General features: G+C 37.4%; 11 protein-coding genes. 7 read left to right on the top strand and 4 right to left on the bottom strand.

From position 1 onward, the window contains the following. Positions 1-289 precede the first annotated feature (289 nt). The 3 genes from SLP02_RS10725 to SLP02_RS10715 all read left to right on the top strand — a co-directional run bounded on the left by SLP02_RS10725 (position 290) and on the right by SLP02_RS10715 (position 2,881). Positions 290-2,203 carry an acetate--CoA ligase family protein gene (locus SLP02_RS10725; protein WP_319420648.1) on the top strand — a complete coding sequence of 638 codons (1,914 nt, stop codon included), beginning with the start codon at positions 290-292 and terminating at the stop codon, positions 2,201-2,203. A gap of 100 nt (positions 2,204-2,303) precedes the next feature. Then, a complete protein-coding gene (locus SLP02_RS10720) occupies positions 2,304-2,546 on the top strand; it encodes an AbrB/MazE/SpoVT family DNA-binding domain-containing protein (RefSeq protein WP_319420647.1) in 243 nt (80 codons plus the stop codon). Beyond that, positions 2,540-2,881, top strand: coding sequence for a type II toxin-antitoxin system PemK/MazF family toxin (locus tag SLP02_RS10715; RefSeq protein WP_319420646.1), 342 nt, complete (start codon positions 2,540-2,542; stop codon positions 2,879-2,881). The genes SLP02_RS10720 and SLP02_RS10715 overlap by 7 nt, the downstream gene beginning before the upstream one ends. 61 nt (positions 2,882-2,942) lie before the next feature. Here SLP02_RS10715 and SLP02_RS10710 read toward each other — a convergent pair whose 3' ends face one another. Continuing rightward, on the bottom strand, positions 2,943-3,890 hold the full coding sequence (locus tag SLP02_RS10710) for an AAA family ATPase (RefSeq protein WP_319420645.1): 948 nt from the start codon (positions 3,888-3,890) through the stop codon (positions 2,943-2,945). Positions 3,891-4,225: 335 nt separating this feature from the next. Here SLP02_RS10710 and dcm point away from each other — a divergent pair, with 335 nt between their 5' ends. Beyond that, positions 4,226-5,566, top strand: a complete 1,341-nt coding sequence (gene dcm, locus SLP02_RS10705) for a DNA (cytosine-5-)-methyltransferase (protein WP_319420644.1) — start codon at positions 4,226-4,228, stop codon at positions 5,564-5,566. On the opposite strand, the gene SLP02_RS10700 is transcribed toward dcm, so the two are convergent. Further along, entirely contained in the window at positions 5,545-6,189 is a 645-nt protein-coding gene (locus SLP02_RS10700) for an NgoBV family restriction endonuclease (RefSeq protein ID WP_319420643.1), read from the bottom strand. The genes dcm and SLP02_RS10700 overlap by 22 nt on opposite strands. Positions 6,190-6,371: 182 nt before the next feature. On the opposite strand from SLP02_RS10700, the gene SLP02_RS10695 reads away from it, so the two are divergent. The 3 genes from SLP02_RS10695 to SLP02_RS10685 are packed head-to-tail and all read left to right on the top strand — an operon-like array spanning position 6,372 to position 8,393. Beyond that, a complete protein-coding gene (locus SLP02_RS10695; RefSeq protein ID WP_319420642.1) occupies positions 6,372-7,256 on the top strand; it encodes a carbonic anhydrase in 885 nt (294 codons plus the stop codon). Positions 7,257-7,300: 44 nt separating this feature from the next. After that, positions 7,301-8,071: a 1-(5-phosphoribosyl)-5-[(5-phosphoribosylamino)methylideneamino]imidazole-4-carboxamide isomerase gene (hisA, locus tag SLP02_RS10690; protein ID WP_319420641.1), complete on the top strand. Its 771-nt coding sequence runs from the start codon at positions 7,301-7,303 to the stop codon at positions 8,069-8,071. 46 nt (positions 8,072-8,117) lie between these two features. Further along, positions 8,118-8,393, top strand: coding sequence for a nucleotidyltransferase family protein (locus tag SLP02_RS10685; RefSeq protein WP_413467364.1), 276 nt, complete (start codon positions 8,118-8,120; stop codon positions 8,391-8,393). Between the two features lie 300 nt (positions 8,394-8,693). On the opposite strand, the gene SLP02_RS10680 is transcribed toward SLP02_RS10685, so the two are convergent. Both SLP02_RS10680 and SLP02_RS10675 read right to left on the bottom strand, forming a co-directional pair. Continuing rightward, positions 8,694-10,913: a hypothetical protein gene (locus SLP02_RS10680; RefSeq protein WP_319420639.1), complete on the bottom strand. Its 2,220-nt coding sequence runs from the start codon at positions 10,911-10,913 to the stop codon at positions 8,694-8,696. A 297-nt stretch (positions 10,914-11,210) separates the two neighbouring features. Next, the gene (locus SLP02_RS10675) at positions 11,211-19,034 is read right to left on the bottom strand and encodes an aminotransferase class I/II-fold pyridoxal phosphate-dependent enzyme (protein WP_319420638.1); all 7,824 of its coding nucleotides are present in this window, start codon (positions 19,032-19,034) and stop codon (positions 11,211-11,213) included. Positions 19,035-19,052 lie beyond the last annotated feature (18 nt).

The following is a 19,052-nucleotide window of genomic DNA, read 5'->3' as shown; positions in this document are numbered from 1 at the left end:
TAAGTACTTATCTACTATCAATTATCTTTAATAAAACATATTTACTTGATACTTATACTACTTCCAAAGATATATTTTATATCCTACAGTATAAATAACCAGCAGCAATTAGCGAATAAGACTCGATCCCTAGGCTTTTTAGTACAAATCGCAAGTTAATTAGTCTACATTAAAAAGTAAAAAATAACACAATAGTCGGCTATAGGTAATCAACAAGATAAATCTCTAGATAGACGCTAAAAAACCAATTTTTTACTATCGTGTTTGGTGTTGCTGTGAAAGAAGTTTGATGTTAATTGACCAAATAGAACAACCAGTTCGCGTTAATGCTAGAGATAGCGATGTTTTTGATTTATTCAACGTTCAAGAATATTTAGGACCAAATCCTTATTTAAATAGAGCCTCGTTAGTATTTGAATTGGCTTTAACGGGATACGATCGCCCTTTACCTATTTCAGACTATCTAGCTGTATTGGGCGATCGCTATCCTCGATTAACAGAAATAGAATATGCTTCCCATGCAGAGTTATTTGCCAACACCGCTTCGATGGTAAATAAGCTGGACATGGATTTGCATCTTCAGGGTTGGAGTGTGCAGCAGCAATCTGAATCAGCCAAAATTGCTATAGAATCACTACATCTGCGGACTACTAGAGAAGTAATTTATACGGTCTGGGATTGGTTTGAGGCGATCGCTAGAGGCGAAGATTTTGCCATTGCCTCCCAAATAGATTATTTACAGCAAGTTTTTCGTAATTCGGTATATGGTGGACCAACCGTATATGCTTTACTGCGATCGGCAAATGCCAAGGAAATTCCCAGTTTTTATCTCTGGGATGAAAGATTGATGCAGTATGGTTATGGCAAAAAACAGATTAGAGGAGTCGCTACAACTTTTGATACCGATAGTCATTTAGATTCGGACTTTTCCACCCAAAAAGACGACTGCAAAAGATTTTTGGCTGAGTTGGGTTTTCCTGTACCCAAAGGAGATATAGTTTATTCTTTATCAGCAGCCTGTGATGCAGCAGCAGAATTGGGTTATCCCGTAGCTGTCAAGCCTGTATCGGGACATAAAGGCATTGGTGTAACTGCCGATATCCAAGAAGAAACCGAACTAGAATCCGCCTACCAAAGAGCGGTAGATGCCGTACCTGAAGGGGAAAAAGCAGCAATTATCGTCGAAAATAGCATTGCAGGTCATGATTATCGTTTACTGTGTGTTAATGGTCGTTTTGTGGCAGCGATCGAACGTCAACCAGCCTCAGTAGTTGGCAATGGTCGATCTTCGGTAAGAGAACTAATTGAACGAGAAAACCGTTCTCCTCAACGCAGCGACACTCCTACTTCCCCTATGGGTAAAATTCAAACGGATGAGTCGATGCACCTGTATTTAGCAGAACAGGGACTAGATTTAGATAGCGTGATAGAAAGCGATCGCACCGTCTATTTACGCAAGGTTGCAAATCTTTCTTCTGGTGGCTTTAGTATCGATGCCACTAATAGAGTACATCCCGATAATATTATCTTGGCTCAGGATATTGCCCAACATTTCCGCCTTACCTGTATGGGAATTGATATCATTACAGCCGATCTTGCTCAATCGTGGAAACAAAGCAGTTTTGGCATCATTGAAATTAATGCTGCACCAGGGGTTTATATGCACCTCAACCCTGCCGTTGGTGAACCAGTAGACGTTACCTCCCGCATCCTAGCCACCTTTTTTGATTCGGGTAAAGATGCTCGGATTCCGATTATTAGTTTTAACCGCATTACCCTACGACAGCTACAGAAATTGAGCGATCGCATTTTGACTTTTCATCCTGATTGGACAATTGGTGCAGTGTGTCGCGAAGGAATCATTGTTAATCGTTCAGAAAAGCAGCTTAACTCTAACTACAATACCAACGTGCGCAATTTGTTACGCAATCCTCGACTAGATTTGTTAATTGCCGAATACGATGGAAAAGTGTTGGATAGAGAAGGGATGTTTTATTACGGTAGTAATATGGTAGTTTTGGACGATCCTGACGAAGTAGAAACCATGCTGGCACGAGATGTTTTTCCTGACTCGACGGTAATTATTAAACAAGACCGACAAATAAGTATCAAGCATCGAGGTTTGTTAGAACAGTATGAATTAGAATCAGGAGAATTATTAGAGCAGGTTTACCTGAAAGAAATTGCGACGATTTTGGAATAAATTAGGGATAAGAGTAGCAACCGTACTTCAATAAATAAATTGCTTATTTATGATTTCATGGGATATACTCAGGATATCCTAGCAGGAGCTATTTAAAATTGTGACTGGACAAGTTGGTAAGTGGGGTAATTCTTTAGCTGTAAGGTTACCCAAAGATATAGCAGAAGAGCTAGACGTTAAGGCAAATGATACTGTTAACTTCACTATCCAAAAAGGAAAAATAGTTTTAGAAATAGTGGACAAAAAGCCTAGTTTCACTTTGGAGGAGCTATTAAATGACTATCCTGAAACACAAGAAAAAGAAGTTGATTGGGGTCATGCTGTAGGACTTGAAGCGTGGTAGAAAGGATTTATACTCCTAAACAAAAACATTTTATTTGGATAGATTTAGATCCACAAGCAGGACACGAACAAAGAGGTCGTCGTCCTGCTTTAGTTATTAGTCAATCTCTTTACAACCAAAAAACAGGATTTGCGGTGATTTGTCCGATAAGTAATACCACACGTACAAATCCTTTCTATGTTGAAATCCCTTCTAACCTGAAAGTCACAGGGGTTATATTAAGCGAACAATTTAGATCACTAGATTATATAGCTAGAAACGCTGCATATATTGAAGAATGTCCTGTTGCAATATTTAATGTAGTAATGGCTAAGATTTATCCTGTTTTATTCTAATTTTAATAGTTTTATTTTTGAAAATTGATATTAACTGTTTTAAGTGCCTTCACTGTAATAATTACCTGGGTACGGATATTTGCTTAAGGATAGATTCAATAACCTCATCAATCTGCACACTATCTAACTGTGCTTCGGGTTTGAGCAATAGGCGATGGCGCAACAAAGGTGCAGCAACTTCTTTGACATCATCAGGAGTGACATAATCTTTACCAGACAAACAGGCATTGGCTTTGGAAGCATTTAACCAAGCCACGGTTGAGCGCGGGGATGCACCTATAGCCAAGTCGGGATGCTGACGGGTACGTTCAACTAAATTAAGTAAGTAGTCAAAAATATTATCTTCTACCTGAATATTTTGTACCTGTTGTCTAAGCTCAAGAATATCTGCTACAGTTGCGATCGCCTGAATTTGATCTAAATCTAATTTCTTGGCTTTAAATCCCTTTTGAGCATTAAGCAACATCTGTTTTTCTGCATCTTTGGCGGGATAGTTTACTTGAAGCTTAAAGAGAAAGCGATCTAACTGCGCCTCTGGTAAAGGATATGTCCCCTCAAATTCTAGAGAGTTTTGGGTCGCTATTACCCAAAATAAAGGAGGTAAGAGCATGGTTTCGCCATCTAGGGTAATTTGTTGTTCTTCCATAGCTTCAAGTAGTGCAGCCTGGGTTTTGGGAGGAGTGCGGTTAACTTCGTCAGCTAAAAGTATTTCCGTAAAAACTGGTCCTTTTTTAAGAATAAAATCGCGACTGTTAAGATCAAAAATGTTTGTCCCCAAGATATCAGAAGGGAGAATATCGGGAGTTAGCTGGATACGTCGAAAATCTGCTGCAATAAGTCTAGATAATACCTTGACTAGTAAAGTTTTGCCTGTGCCTGGTACGCCTTCAATAATGACGTGACCACCACTGAGTAACGCAACTAATAATTGCCTGACTAGATCCGATTGACCAACGACGATCTTATCTATTTTCTGAGTAAGATTATTAAGCAAGAAATTATTTGGCATCAGGCATTGTATTTAAAGCTAAGTTTATTTGATTTAGATATGAGCTTAGAGCTTGTGAATTAAAGCTTATAGCTATTAGTTACAGTAGTCGTTTTAACTCTTTAAAGGCTTGATGTAAAGTTAAGATAAGACATTCAGGAAATAATTGCGATCGCTTTCAGAGTAAGATTAAGAGCAAGCGATCCTTTTTAAACTTGAAACCTAAAATAGATTAAGAAAATAAGTTGATATTTTAACAATACTTCTATTAACATTGTCAACACGGGAGTGGAATATGTTCTCCAACCGAGAGCATTTCTTCCCGTCATAATATTCCTGATTAATTCTAAGAAATAATGACTGATTGCGTTCGTTTTATTGACCTATTTGCTGGTCTTGGAGGAATGAGACAAGGTTTAGAAGATGCTTGTCAAAAAATGAGAATTTCTGCAAAGTGTGTATTTACTTCGGAAATTAAAGAATATGCGATCGCGACATATCAGGAGAATTTTTTAGAAAATAAGATTCATGGTGACATATCTCAAGTAGCGACTTCAGAAATCCCAGAATTTGACATTTTATTAGCTGGATTTCCTTGTCAACCATTTAGCACAGCAGGAACAAGACAAGGTTTTTTAGACACAAGAGGAACTTTGTTTTTTGAAATAGAAAGGATACTAGAAGCCAAGCAACCCTTTGGTTTTTTATTAGAAAATGTAGAAGGTTTAGTTCAACACGACCGAGGTAAAACTTTAGCAACAATTTTAAGTAAATTGAAGCAATTAGACTATCATGTAACTTGGAAAGTTTTAAATGCTAAAAACTTTGGTATTCCTCAAGATAGAAAACGAATTTACATAGTAGGAAATAAAAATCATCCTATATCTTTAGAGTTTACCAGCCAAAAACAAGTTTTATTAAAAACAATTTTTGAAACAGAAAAGCCTATCTTAAAAACCGATTTAACTCAACGACTTTTAGCTCATTACTCAATTGAAAAGCTTTATGGAAAAGCCATCAAGGATAAACGTGGAGGAAATGACAATATACATAGCTGGGATCTTGAGTTAAAAGGTCAAGTTAGTAAACCTCAGAAAGAATTGTTAAATCAATTGCTAAAAGAAAGAAGAAGAAAAATTTGGGCAGAAAAAAAAGGTATTAAATGGATGGATGGGATGCCTTTAACTTTAGAAGAAATATTAACTTTTTATAATCCTAATAATCTCTTTCAATCAAACGACCCGAAATTAATGTTAGATGACTTAGTTGACAAAGGATATTTGAAGTTTGAATACCCTAAAGATTTAGTAGAAACAATTAGTAGCAATGGTAAAGTTATAAGAAAGCGTCAATATCGTAAAGATTTGCCTAAAGGATATAATATTATTGTTGGTAAATTAAGCTTTGAAATTAGTAAAATACTCGATCCTAATAGAATTGCACCAACTCTAGTAGCGACAGATATGAATAAGTTAGCTGTTGTAGATGGCAATGGAATTAGAAAGCTAACTATTAGAGAAGGTTTGAGATTATTTGGATTTCCAGAAGATTATCAAATTAATTTACCTGTAACCAAAGCTTTCGATCTATTAGGTAATACTGTTGTTGTACCAGTAATAGAAGAAATAATTGAAAGAATAATCATACAAAAGTTAATCACAACACCAAATCAAAGTTACAATCTTTGTCCTGTATGAGATAAATAATTGTGGCATACCGCATCCAACCAATCGTTACTTGCTATCTGTGTTTTAGAATATTGCATCAAAGTTCGATGTAAAGCTTCTACAAACTCTAGCCTATTATTAAATGGTTGAAATTTGACTTTTTTGGAATACCAAGAAATAGGTCTGATATTGTAAATAACTTCTTGTTTGATCTGGCATTTGACAGGATATTTGTTTGAATTACCAGTAATTTGCCAAATTTTTTTTAGCCAAAGTCTTTCTATTTTAAACTGACCGTTTACCAAAAGATAAGCAAAAATCAGGTAATCGGCATCCAAAAAATATGCTTTAGTTCTAATAGAACGACAATATGCTTCAAAATTTGCAACATCAAAATTTGCAGAACGATTGTAATCAAAAGTCTTAACTTCCAATAAATTTTTATTGTTTGATGCAGAGTCCAATAAAAAATTAGGAAATTGTTGGGTATGGCTAGTTGTTCTAAATCTAATACCTTGAATTTCCATCCATTTAGCAAACCATTCTTGAAAAAGATCGCCAATCGCACTTTTTTCTTGAATATTTACTGAAACATTCAAAAAATTAAATTCAATATTACCAACACTTTCAGTAATTTTATTGTCAATAAGCATTTTATAAATTTGTTCGGCAGTGCAAAACATAAATTATCATTATAAAAAAGCTATTCATTGATAACTTAATTTTGCAGAATTAGCACTAACAGCATTGTTGATAATAATTATAAGTTTTTTAAAGAGTCCAGATTTGTCAGATAATAGAGACTATTGTGTCGTATTTTAAAGTTTAGAAGAGAGTGAAAAAGTTAATTCGCGGTCTAGATAAGTTCAGACAAACCTATGTCAGTAGTCATCAGGAGCTTTTAGAACAGCTTTCTCATGGTCAAAAACCCAGAGTTTTGTTTATTGCTTGTTCTGATTCTAGAGTAGATCCCAACTTAATCACTGATACTGATATTGGGGAATTATTTGTTATTCGTAATGCAGGCAATATTATTCCTCCTTATGGTGCAGCCAATGGCGGAGAAGGAGGAACAATCGAATATGCCATCCATGCTTTGGGTATCGAACAGGTAGTTATCTGTGGACACTCCCACTGTGGGGCAATGAAGGGGCTGCTAAAGCTTAATAAACTCCAAAAAGATATGCCCTTGGTGTATGACTGGCTCAGACACGCAGAGTCAACTCGGCGGATGGTGCTGGAAACCTATCCTCACTATGAGGGAGATGAATTGCTGGAAATGCTGGTTGCAGAAAACGTTCTGATCCAAATTGACAATCTCAAAACCTATCCTATAGTCAGATCTAGGCTACATCAAGGCAGACTCAAAATTTATGCTTGGATTTATAACATCGAAACTGGTAATGTCCTCGCTTATGATGCCCGCACCCATACCTACATTCCCCCTGAAGGTCAGCTATTAGAAGAAGAGGATACTGTTGGTTCTTTTTCAACCTCTGTCAACAATGAGTCAATTATCCCCGTAAAAAAAGAATTAGAAGCTTTGTTAAAAGTTACCCCCCAAACCTCTAAAGCAGCTAAACAAGCAACGCGATCGCTGATCACTTTATTCGACAAAGCACGTCGTTTAGGCATGAACAATATTGAATTGCAAAACTATCATTCCTTATTTTCTGAGTCCGTACAGCTTTGGGCAGAAAAAATTTATACCCGCGTTTAAAATCTTTAGTATTGTATTTAATCAAACTAACAAACTAAATCACTATGGAAGTTATCCCTGCGATCGATCTGCTCGACGGTAAGTGCGTAAGACTTTATCAAGGAGATTATAATCAAGCCTCAATCTTTAACGATAACCCTGTAGAAGTAGCGCGCCAGTGGGAAAAAGAAGGTGCAACCAGACTTCATGTAGTAGACTTGGACGGGGCAAAAGCAGGAAAGTCAGTTAACTTAAAAGTAATTGAAGCGATCGCCAAAGCCATATCTATTCCTGTACAGGTTGGGGGTGGTTTACGCGATCGCGCAGGAGTTTCTAGATTGCTAGATACAGGGGTACAGCGCGCAATTTTAGGGACGATAGCCGTAGAAAAACCAGAGCTAGTCACAGAATTATGTCAAGAATTTCCTGAGCAAATTGTCGTCGGTATCGATGCCCGCAACGGTAAAGTAGCCACTAGAGGTTGGCTGGAAACTTCTGAAGTAGCTGCCATAGATTTAGCTCATCGCATGGCACGGCAGGGCGTAGCAGCAATTATTTACACCGATATCCATCGCGACGGGACGTTATCTGGCCCTAATATGGACGCTTTGCGAGAATTAGCCGAATCAATTGCTATTCCTGTAATTGCCTCTGGTGGAGTAAGCTCTTTAACTGACTTATTAAGTCTATCAGGTTTAGAATCTATAGGGGTTACAGGTGCGATCGTTGGCAAAGCTATTTATACGGGAGATGTCAGCCTCAAAGAAGCAGTACGGGCAGTGGGAGATGGTCGTTGGCAAGATGTACCTCCCGATACTGGAACATATATTGTATAGATGTAATACATTCGATAATATTTCACTTATGAAAACACTGGAGTAAATTAAGCAATGGCTTGTGGAACATAAGCCCTTATTGCAGGAAGATTACAAGATTCGGGAGCTAGGAATTTTTGGCTCTTACATTCGCCAAGAGCAAACCGAAACCAGTGATATTGATCTGTTGGTAGAGTTTTCTGAGATACCTAGCTTATTAAAGTTTGTCAATTTAGAGAACTATCTCAGCGACAATTTGGGGGTTAAGGTAGATTTGGTGCATAAAAACGGTTTAAAGCCTCGGATTGAAAAGAGGATTTTGGCAGAGGTCATTTATTTGTGACCAAGAGGCAGTTGCAAGACTACTTATATCAGGTTCGGTTGAACAGTTAAATGTTTTAATTTAGGGATTTAGGGATTTAGGGAACACTTTATTTAAAGTAATTATCCGCACTTGATATTACAAGATATTTTAGTAATTAAACATCAGTTAGACGAAGTTTAAAAACAGCAGGAGGAAGAGTAAACAAAGCTTTAGGCTCTAATTCGCGTCCTGCTTCGCATAAGGATAAATTTTCGGATATGGCTTCGCGTCGCAAATCTACTCACATCAACATCAATACAATATCCTCATTTACCAACGCTACTTTGCTTTGATATTCCTTAATGCTAGTCTTTGTATAGTTCCATATCCACTATAATCACGTTTATTTTGGGAGATATCGTACAAAACACTAAGAGGTGTATTCTGATTAAAAACGAGAGATTTTTCTACTAGAAATAAAAGACCACTACTAGTAAATATACAGTCGAGTAGAATACATGAAGCAACTTTTTCTAATAAATAATCTGGAACTTCAGAGCATTTAGCAATTTGATTCATAATAGTAAATCTATGATCTCGATCTGCAATAATATTAGTTTCAATATCCTTAATAAGTATTTTAATAATATTTAGATTTATAGGTTCTCTTTTACTCAATTCAGCTTTAGTAGATTCGTCTGTAGATTTTGCTAATTTAAATAAAGTTTTTTCTGAAGTGTTTTGATGTTTGGCAACATTAAGACGAATATTTATATTTGGCTCATTTGCCAAGATATCCAAAATATAGTCTGGGGTTTTAGTATTTTTTGATATTCCTTCTCGAATAATATCAATTTCACTTTCAGCAAAACGTTCAATAACGGAAATTGGCAAACAGCTATTTGTAGCTAAAGCTGATTGAACATACAATCGTTTGTCATCAATCAGAATTTTAAGAATATCATCGGGTATTTTATTATTAAATTTTGCGAGATCTATTCGTACTCCCCAATCATATTTAGAAATGATATCGAGTAGAATATCACTGGGAGTATTTGGATTTCTAACTAATGAGTATCCATGATAAGTATTTATACTTTGATTGTTGTGGTTACACAATTCACGCAGTACTATTAGGGTTGTGTTTGGATGTCTTGCTATTTGATAATGAGAACGTTTATAACGTTCGTCTGCACTCATTTTGTCTAAAACCCAACTTGGTGTATTTGGATGTTCTGCTATCAATTTGAAATAGTCAAAAATGTTGTATTTAATATTGGAATCAATCTTGTAAAAAACACTGCTAATAGTTTCCGCAGAAGTATTACAATTATTAAGTATTGAAGTTAAAACTTTCTGATTACTTATATCTTCATATTTTTTATTTACTCTATCGGAATTAAGATATTTATCTATTTTATTTAAAACTTGTTTAGCCAACTCGTTTAAAACTTGATCGGGAGTACTTTTAGATTTAGCAATTTCTTCAATAGATTCATAAAGTTCTAAAGTAATTATTTGTAGCTTGGCGAAAATAGTATTGTGAGGATGATTAAATAGATTTAGATAGATTATTCGATAATTAACATTTCCTCGTTCTGCTTTTAGTATTCTTTTATTTTGTTTATCAGATTTTACTAATTTCAAAGTCAGTTTTTCTAATATGTCACTTTGAGTATTAGGATGAGAAGAAACGCTATAGATAATCATATAATCATTATGATCTGATAGCTGTTTTAAAACTTGAGGCGGGCATAAAGGATGTTCTGCTACCATTTGTTGAACATGAAGACGAGAATCAGTGGACAGTTTTTCTAAAATATCTTCAGAAGTTCCTGACTTTTCCTCCATAAATTCAATTATCTTAATTGCCATGTCAGAAACATGAGAATGTGCAATGACAACATCTCTAATTTCTCGATCTTTTTCTCCTGCTAATCTTTCTAGAGCAGATACGGGTGTGTTAATATTTTGACCAACTTTTAACAAGACATGTTTTGGATTTTTTTGGGCAAGTTTTTCTAGTGTTGTTGATAATGTATTTTTATTTTCAGCAACTACTTGCCTTACATAGCTTTCATTATGGTTGGCTAACTTGTCTAATATTACTGGAGGAATATTAGGATTTGTAGCGACATAAGCAGGAACTTTAGTTATAAACCTTTCTCCATCTTCAGTATAAGCTTGTTTCCAATCAGCTAGCTTTTCCAAAACATGAATTGGAGTACTGATATTGCAAGCTATTGCACACAAAATATCTTCTTCCTCTAATGCAGCCAAATTTTCTAAAGTTTTGAGTTCTGTTTTGGAACTACGAGCCAAAGATAATCTGACAAATTTACTATCTGGTTTTTCTAATAAAAGCAAATTTAAAATAGGATTGTCTGTAATTTCTTCTGGAAATTCTGCTCCTAATTTCTCTAATGTTATTATAGGAGTATTAGAATTGATAGCAACATATTTGCGAGTTTGATAATCTTCGCTTCTAGCTAGTTCTATTAGTAACTCTGGTGTAGTAGTTTCATCCTGGGCTAATTGCCTTGCTTGCTGAATATCCATTAGATTTGATAACTGTCAATTATTCCCCTTTGAGGACATAGGCATTGTCCGCTAATCTAGGTTAACACCACACAAATAGAATTGCTTTATAGTCAAAATCATGCCTTGATTCATCAACGTCAAAAATTCTAAGTTTGAAATATAAGGTCAAAGGCAGGATCGATAGACTGGTAGTTAATTAATCTAACCTTCACCCCTTGAACTAAACCTAAACTAGATCTTGGTTGGTTTCGTCGAATTCACGTTAATTAAAAATATGCAATGCCTTTATAGTTCACTTCGTAGCTGCTTTAGAAATTATTTAGCATACATTACTTTTTCTAGAGTATTCATCGTCGCCAGAATTTGTGTTTCAGAATGCAGACTGGTAATAAAGAAGCGTAATCGGGCAGCATTATAGGGTACAGAAGGATATACCATCGGCTGAACATTAATTCCTTTTTGTCCTAAAAGCTGAGATAAACTTACTGCCTTATGAGGTTCGCCGACAATGACAGGAATTATAGGCGAATCGGCACTATAGCCAGTATTAAAACCTTTACTTTTAGCCAGATCGAGACAAAATTTAGCTCGACTCTGTAACTTCATTGCTCTTTCTGGTTCAGATTTAAGTAATCTTATAGCTGCTAAAGCTGCTGCGGTATTGGCGGGGGACATCCCGACGCTAAAAACAAAGCCAGGAGCAGTATATTTGAGATATTGAATTAATTCATGACAACCAGCAATATAGCCTCCGCAGCTAGCCAAGGATTTACTCAGAGTACCCATCCATAAGTCTACGTCAGTAGGTTGCAAGTTAAAGTGTTCTCTGATTCCTCCGCCAGATAAGCCCAATACGCCAATGGAATGAGCTTCATCTACTAATAAAAAAGTTTGATAGTGGTGCTTAAGTTCTACTATTTCGGCTACGGGTGCTAAATCGCCATCGGTACTATAAATACCCTCAACAGCAATTAAGACTTTTTGATATTTAGTTCTTTCTCGTTCTAAAATTGCCTCTAAAGCCTGACAATCGTTGTGAGGAAAATCAATAATTGTCGCCCCTGATAGGTTGCAGCCTTCCCTAATGCTATTGTGACTTAGGGCATCACAGATAATTAGATCCTTCTCATTAAACAAATGACCAATGGTACTCACGTTGGTTGCATGACCACCAACATAAACGATCGCATTTTCTGTGCCAATAAAATCAGCTATTTCTCGCTCTAATTCTAAATGTAAGGGACGCTCACCTGATAATACCCGACTGGCAGATACAGAAGTTCCGTATTCGGCGATCGCTTTTTGAGTAGCTTCAATCACCACAGGATCTCCAGACATACCGATATAGTTGTAGCTAGAGTAATTAATTAACTCACGTCCATCTGTTTTGATCGTGTCTTGGGCAATACCTTGATGAAGATTAAAGAAAGGATTACCCAGTTTTTCTACTCGTTCTAAATCTTTTTTGAGATTAATGTATTCTGGAGTTGATTTAAATTGACTGTATTCAGGCTTAATATCAATCTGGATTCGTTTTACTGGTGATATCGCTGTTTTGTTTGGTATTTCCCGTAGGGGCGAACGGTCGTTCGCCTCTACATTTACATTTTGCAAAATATTACCAACAGACAATTTTTGGGCGATATAGTTCGTTAATAGTTCGACGTTGGGATAATCGAAGGCTGCGGTTAAAGATACGGCATCACCAAGACTGGCTTGTAAACTATTTTTAAACTCTACCGCCATCAACGAATCCATACCAAGATCGGCAAATTTTTCTTGAGTATCAATATCTTCAGGATCGCTAAAGCCCAATACTTTAGCTATTTGCTCTTGGATGTGTAACCGTAACATATGATGTTGTTTATCTTTTGGTACGCTGGCTAATTGCTGCAAGAAGGAAGAAGTTAAGACTGGTTTAGTTTCTGTTTGCGGTTGTAATCTCTCAAAAAAAGGATTGTTTGGCTGTTGACGTAAAAAAGTATCCCAATCTACGGGGAAAACAATTGTTTGAGTTGCCTGTTGCTGTAATAATTGTTTTAATACTTTTAGTCCTTGCTGTGGTGCGATCGCATTTAATCCTTGTTGGCTCAACTTCTCTTGTTGTCTAGATGTTAAGCCGGTTGCCATGCCAACTTCATCCCAAATACTCCAGTTGATGCTTAATCCTGGCAAGCCTAGGTTACGGCGATAGCTCATCAGATTGTCCATAAAGGCGTTGGCTGCTGCATAGTTACTTTGCCCTGCTGCACCAAACACCGAAACAATAGAAGAGAAGCACACAAACCAATCTAGCGACTGTTCTTTGGTAGCAAGATGTAGATTCCACGCACCTGTAATTTTTGGCTGTAAAACTGCTTGAAAACGCTCCCAGGATAATGTTTTTAATAGCCCGTCGTCGAGACTTCCTGCTGCATGAATGATCCCTTTAATCTCTGGTTTTTCGTTACTAAAAATATCTGCAACTGCATCATAATCAGTAATATCAGCTTGGATGACATTTACGGTAACGCCTTGTTGTTCTAGCTTATCTATTTCTTGTTGAGCCTGTTTTGTAGGCTGGCTTCTGCCGACAAGAATTAAATTCTTTGCCCCTTCTTGCGCTAACCAGTTTGCTACCTGTAAGCCCAATGCACCAAAACCCCCCGTGATTAAATAGCTACCGTCTGGTTTTACTATTTGATTACTAGCAGGCATGGATATGACAACCTTGCCGATATGTTTAGCTTGCGCCATGTAACGAAAGGCATCATCGGCTTGTTGTATGGGAAAAATTTTGTGGGGTAAAGGCTGTAATATTCGCTCAACAAATTGCTGTTTCAATTCTGCAAACAAGGTAGCAATTAATTCAGGATCTCGATCAGAAACTTCTAGTAGATCGAAAGGAAAATAACTAATATCGGCACGTTTTTCTGTTACCTGTGCTTTATCCCATATTCCCACCTTGCCAATTTCTACAAATCTACCTTTTGATGTGAGAATATCCAGATTCTTAGAAATAAAATCACCATTAAGACTATTGAGTATTAAATCTACTCCCTTGCCATCCGTAAGCTGCATTACTTCCTCAGCAAAATCGAGAGTGCGGGAGTTCATAACATATTTAACTCCTGATGCCTTAAGAAAATCCCATTTAGCCACTGAAGCAGTAGCGTATACTTCTGCACCTATTTGTTGCGCTATTTGTACCGCAGCTTGCCCTACTCCACCCGCAGCAGCATGAATCAGGATCTTGTCTCCAGGCTTAATTTTTGCCAGATAATGCAAGCCGTAATATGCGGTTAAAAAGTTTGTGGGTATAGTAGCAGCCTCAGCATAGTCTAAATGATCTGGTTTGGCGATCGCAAATCTAGCATCAACCGTTACATGACTACTCAAACTGCCTACCGCTTGGGCAGCAATTACCTCATCTCCTAGCTGAAAATTTGTAACTCCTTCGCCGATAGCGGTTACAATCCCTGCACATTCGCCACCAAAAGGTACTTGGGTAGAGTTAGCAAATCCCATTGCTTGCAGGTATTCTTTTAACATCCCCAAGGCATTTAAGACATCACGAAAGTTTACCCCGCTAGCGGTTACTTGAATCTCAATTTCACCTGGTTGGGGAGGGCGACGCTGCAAGGGTGCAAGAGCAAGGTTATCTAAAGTACCATAGTCAGATAGTTGCAGACGAAAAGGATTATTTAAAGTATTGTCTTGAGGCGCAAGTCTGGCAACGTATCTTTGCTGGTTGTAATAGGCAACCTGAGTCTCGCTATCTGATAATAATAATTCTGGTAATAATTGTTCTAGATTTAGATTATCAAAATCAATTAAATTACAGTTAAGGCTGGGATATTCCTGTTTAATTGTTCTACCTAATCCCCAAACCGAACCTGATAAGCTATTGGTGGGCGGAAATGAGAGAAGACCCCGCGTCGCCGACAGGCGCAAGGGAACGCTTCTCGATGCTGCTTTGCGAGACAGTCCGTTGCGCGGGTTTCCAAGGGGCTGTCTGCCGAACCTGCGTCGGCAGTTTATAAGCCCCGTCGCGTTGAAGGAACTGTCGAGGGTGTAAGCAGCATATTCACGCGGGCGTGATTTATCACCTGATTGAAACTGGGTTTTTTCAGTAATTATTGCTAGTTGAGAGGGGTTTAATTTTTCTTTTACTAAGGACTGCATCAAATGAAAAATGCCTTGGCAATCTCGGTCATATGTATGGATTTGCGAACTGCCCTTACTAAAGTAGGCGATTTTTAAATTAGTAATTTTTTTACGTTTAATAACTTGCCAGAGTTTCTTAAAATCTTCTGGCTGATTAGGATTAATTGTATATTGATTATTTTTTATCCGTTTAAAATGAGCATCTTTTGCTAACAAAATACCTGATAATTTATCGGTTAATTCCAGAGATAAATCAGTTTTATCGGCAAAAATCAACCAGCGATCGCCATTATCTATTTTACTAATATATTCGGTATTTAAATCTTTAGCTTCCCAGTCAATTTTATATAGCCAGTCATCAATATTGACTTGCTCTTCTACAGGTATATCTATTAGTTTTTGTAGCGATCGCAAACTAAGATATTGTAATGACAAGTCCGTTATCTGGGCAACTAAATCACCAGTATTATCTGCTAAAAATAAATCCGCTTTTAGTATTTGACTATTATCAGTCGGCTTAATATTAACCTGCACCCAAACTTTGTTACTACAGCTTTGGTATACCTTGAATAATTCAAGACTCACTGGTAAATAAATTCCCTGAGACTCTGTAGCTGCTCCAATAATTTGTAGACAGGAATCTAATAAAGCAGGATGAAGCTGATAGTTATCATCGATTATATTATCTGGTATTTCAATATAGGCAAAAGCCCGATCATTTCCTTTCCACAACTGTTTTATACCTTGAAAGTTAACGCCATAGTTCAAACCTTTATTGCTTAATTGTTGATAGTAGTTTGATATGTCTAAGATAGGTTGCGATCGCGATTTAACTTCTTCTATATTTATCCGAGATAAAGTATTTTTGAGCGCAGGTTTAATAATAGATTCACTATGCAAAATAAAATCTTTTTCTTGAATATTCTTGCTAAATATCTTAAGATTACAGCAATTTTCTGAGCTACTAACAACTGTTTGTAACTCCGTTGGTTTATTAGTCAATAACAAAGGCTTTTTAATAGTAAACTTCTCTAGCTGAAAGCTTCTATCTGAATATATATACTTGCCTGCTGCTAATGCCATTTCCATATAAGCCGTAGCAGGAAATACTGTTTTATTTTCTAAACAGTGATCTTGTAAATATTTAGGGTTATGAGCATTTATCTGTCCCTTAAAGTATCTCTCTGAAGTGCCAGCCAAAGTTAGGCAATTACCTAATAAAGGATGTGGTTGCTGCTGATTATTTGAATTTTCTTCTATCCAAAACTTTGCTTTCTTCCACCAGTATCTTTGACGTTGAAAAGGATAAGTAGGCAGTTTGACTCCTCGATTATAATGGCTTTGATTAAATACCCGCCAATCAATTTTTATTCCTTGGTGATATAGCTGTGCCACACTATTTAGAATCACCTGCCAATCGTCTTGTTTGTCAGAAAGACTAGGAAGCAAGATAGGATCGGAATCTATTTCTGTGGTTGAGATTGTTTTACCGAGGCTAGCCAGAATTGGTTTTGCCCCAATTTCTAAAAAGATATCAACGTCTTGCTGTAGTAGAAACTGAAAACTATCAGCAAAATTAACTGGTTGGATAATATGATTAACCCAATAATCAGGGCTAGTAATCTCTATCTCCGCCAACTGTGCAGTTGCGTTAGAAACCAAGGGAATTTTTGGCGCAGAGTAGGTTATTTCTGCTGCTACCAGCTTAAAGTCAGCCAGCATCGGCTTCATTAAAGGAGAATGAAAGGCATGGGAGACATTTAAAAGAGTGCTGCTGATATTTATTTGAGCTAATTTATCTGCAATTAAAGTTAGAGTTTTGTTTTTCCCAGCAATAACGGTATTTTGATTATTGTTAATCGCAGCAATATTTACCTCGTCATAAGTAGCTATCAATTCAGCTATTGTTTCTTGATTACTAAAGACAGCTAGCATTCCTCCTGATGAAGGTAATTCCTCCATCAATCTACTTCTAGTGGCAACCAGCTTTAGACCATCTTCCAAACTAAAAACCCCTGCGACACAGGCTGCAACATATTCTCCGATACTATGCCCTGCGACATAATCAGGCTTGATACCCCAAGAAAGCCATAATTGCGCCAAGGCATATTCTACAGAAAAGATAGCGGGTTGAGTATAAATTGTTCGGTTAATTTTTGTAGGGACGTTTGGCAAAACGCCCTTACAGGTTTGTGATTCGTAAATGATCTCTAATAAAGGTTTGTCTAAATAAAGTTTAAGGATTTCTGCACAGTTATTTAGTGCCTCGCGAAAAATAGACTGAGTGTCATAAAGTTGTTGACCCATGCCTACATATTGCGATCCTTGTCCTGTAAATAGCCAACAGATTTTCTTAGTAGGGGCGAATGTTTGTTCTTCCTTACTAACGGTACTTTCTTTCAATCCTGCTGTTTCTCGATTAGAGGTAAAAGCTGTTAATTGTTTGATTAACTGTTGAGTTGATTTAGCAATGCAGGTAAGACGATGATTAAAATGGCTTCTTTGGGTTTGAGTTGCTGTACAAATATTCTCTAAAGATACCTCTGTCTCTTGAATAAAATCTTGATAACTTTGTGCCAACTGCCGTAATGCAGATTTACTCTTAGCCGAAATAGTCAGCAAATTCAAAGAAGATAACTCTATTTCCTCGTCTCCTTGTCGTCTTGTCCCCCAGTCGCCTTGTCCCCCAATCGCCTTTCCCAGTCCCCTTGTCTCATAGTCCCCCATAACAATATGAGCATTTGTGCCACCAAAGCCAAAAGAATTCACTCCTGCAATTAATGGCTTATTTTTTTCCCAGGGGGTTAGCTGAGTAACTACCTGTAATTTCAAATTTTCAAAAGCGATCGCACTATTTGGAGTATTAAAATGTAAGCTGGGTGGGATCTGTTTATGCTTAAGTGCCAGCGCAACTTTGATAATTCCTGCAATACCTGCTGCGGTTTCAGTATGTCCGATATTGGTTTTGACTGAACCTATCAGACAGTTATTTCCTGGTTGACGATGTTCGCCAAAAACTGCCCCCAAAGCATTAGCTTCAATGGGATCTCCTACTTTTGTCCCTGTACCATGAGCTTCAATGTAATCTACTAAACTAGGGTCGATGCCTACACGCTGATAAGCCTCTCGTAAAACTGCCTCTTGCGCCACAGGATTTGGTGCAGCCATGCCGTTACTTAAGCCATCCTGGTTTACCGCGCTACTAAGAATTACCCCATAGATATCGTCACCATCTGCTTGAGCTTGAGACAAAGGTTTTAACAAGACCAAACCTGCCCCTTCTCCCCTAACATAACCATCGGCACTAGCATCAAAACTCTTACAGCGTCCATCACTGGACATAAAGCCTCCTTTGCTAAAGCCCACCATAATCGTTGGTAGCAGCAGCATATTAACCCCACCAGCTAAAGCTAGTTCAGATTCACCTGTCCAAATACTCTGACAGGCTAAATGGACAGAAACCAAAGAAGAAGAGCAAGCAGTGTCTACCGCCAAGCTAGGTCCTTTTAAATCAAAAATATAGGAAATACGATTGGCAGCAATACAGTTACCTGTGCCTGTAGTAGCGTAAGGTTCACTCACAGGCTGTTGCCACATCATAATCGAATAGTCGTGAGTGCCGATGCCGATAAACACTCCCGTTTTACTGCCCTTAAGATCTTCGGGAATTTGACCAGCATCTTCAAAAGTTTCCCAAGCGACTTCTAACAATAGACGTTGTTGCGGATCCATTGTTACTGCTTCTTTAGGGGCAATACCAAAAAATTGTGGCTCAAATTGGTCAACATCTTCAAGAAAACCACCCCAACGAGTATTCGTTTTACCTGCTTTACTTTTATCTGGGTCGTAGTAAGACTCTACATCCCATCTAGATTCAGGAACTTCAGATACCCCATCTACTCCATCCCGCATCATTTGCCAAAAGGCTTGAGGATTTTTTGCGCCAGGAAAACGGCAGCCAATACCAATAATTGCAATGGGTTCTAATTGCATAGTTGAGGGTGCTTCAGT

This window comes from Pleurocapsa sp. FMAR1 (assembly GCF_963665995.1).
Classification (GTDB): Bacteria; Cyanobacteriota; Cyanobacteriia; order Cyanobacteriales; family Xenococcaceae; genus Waterburya.
This window is presented reverse-complemented; position numbering and strand designations above follow the sequence as displayed.

Excerpts from the sequence above, each read along its gene's own strand:
- SLP02_RS10725 (WP_319420648.1), top strand. The coding sequence starts at position 290 with ATGTTAATTGACCAAATAGAACAACCAGTTCGCGTTAATGCTAGAGAT.
- SLP02_RS10710 (WP_319420645.1), bottom strand. The coding sequence starts at position 3,890 with ATGCCAAATAATTTCTTGCTTAATAATCTTACTCAGAAAATAGATAAG.
- dcm (WP_319420644.1), top strand. The coding sequence starts at position 4,226 with ATGACTGATTGCGTTCGTTTTATTGACCTATTTGCTGGTCTTGGAGGA.
- SLP02_RS10700 (WP_319420643.1), bottom strand. The coding sequence starts at position 6,189 with ATGCTTATTGACAATAAAATTACTGAAAGTGTTGGTAATATTGAATTT.
- hisA (WP_319420641.1), top strand. The coding sequence starts at position 7,301 with ATGGAAGTTATCCCTGCGATCGATCTGCTCGACGGTAAGTGCGTAAGA.
- SLP02_RS10680 (WP_319420639.1), bottom strand. The coding sequence starts at position 10,913 with ATGGATATTCAGCAAGCAAGGCAATTAGCCCAGGATGAAACTACTACA.
- SLP02_RS10675 (WP_319420638.1), bottom strand. The coding sequence starts at position 19,034 with ATGCAATTAGAACCCATTGCAATTATTGGTATTGGCTGCCGTTTTCCT.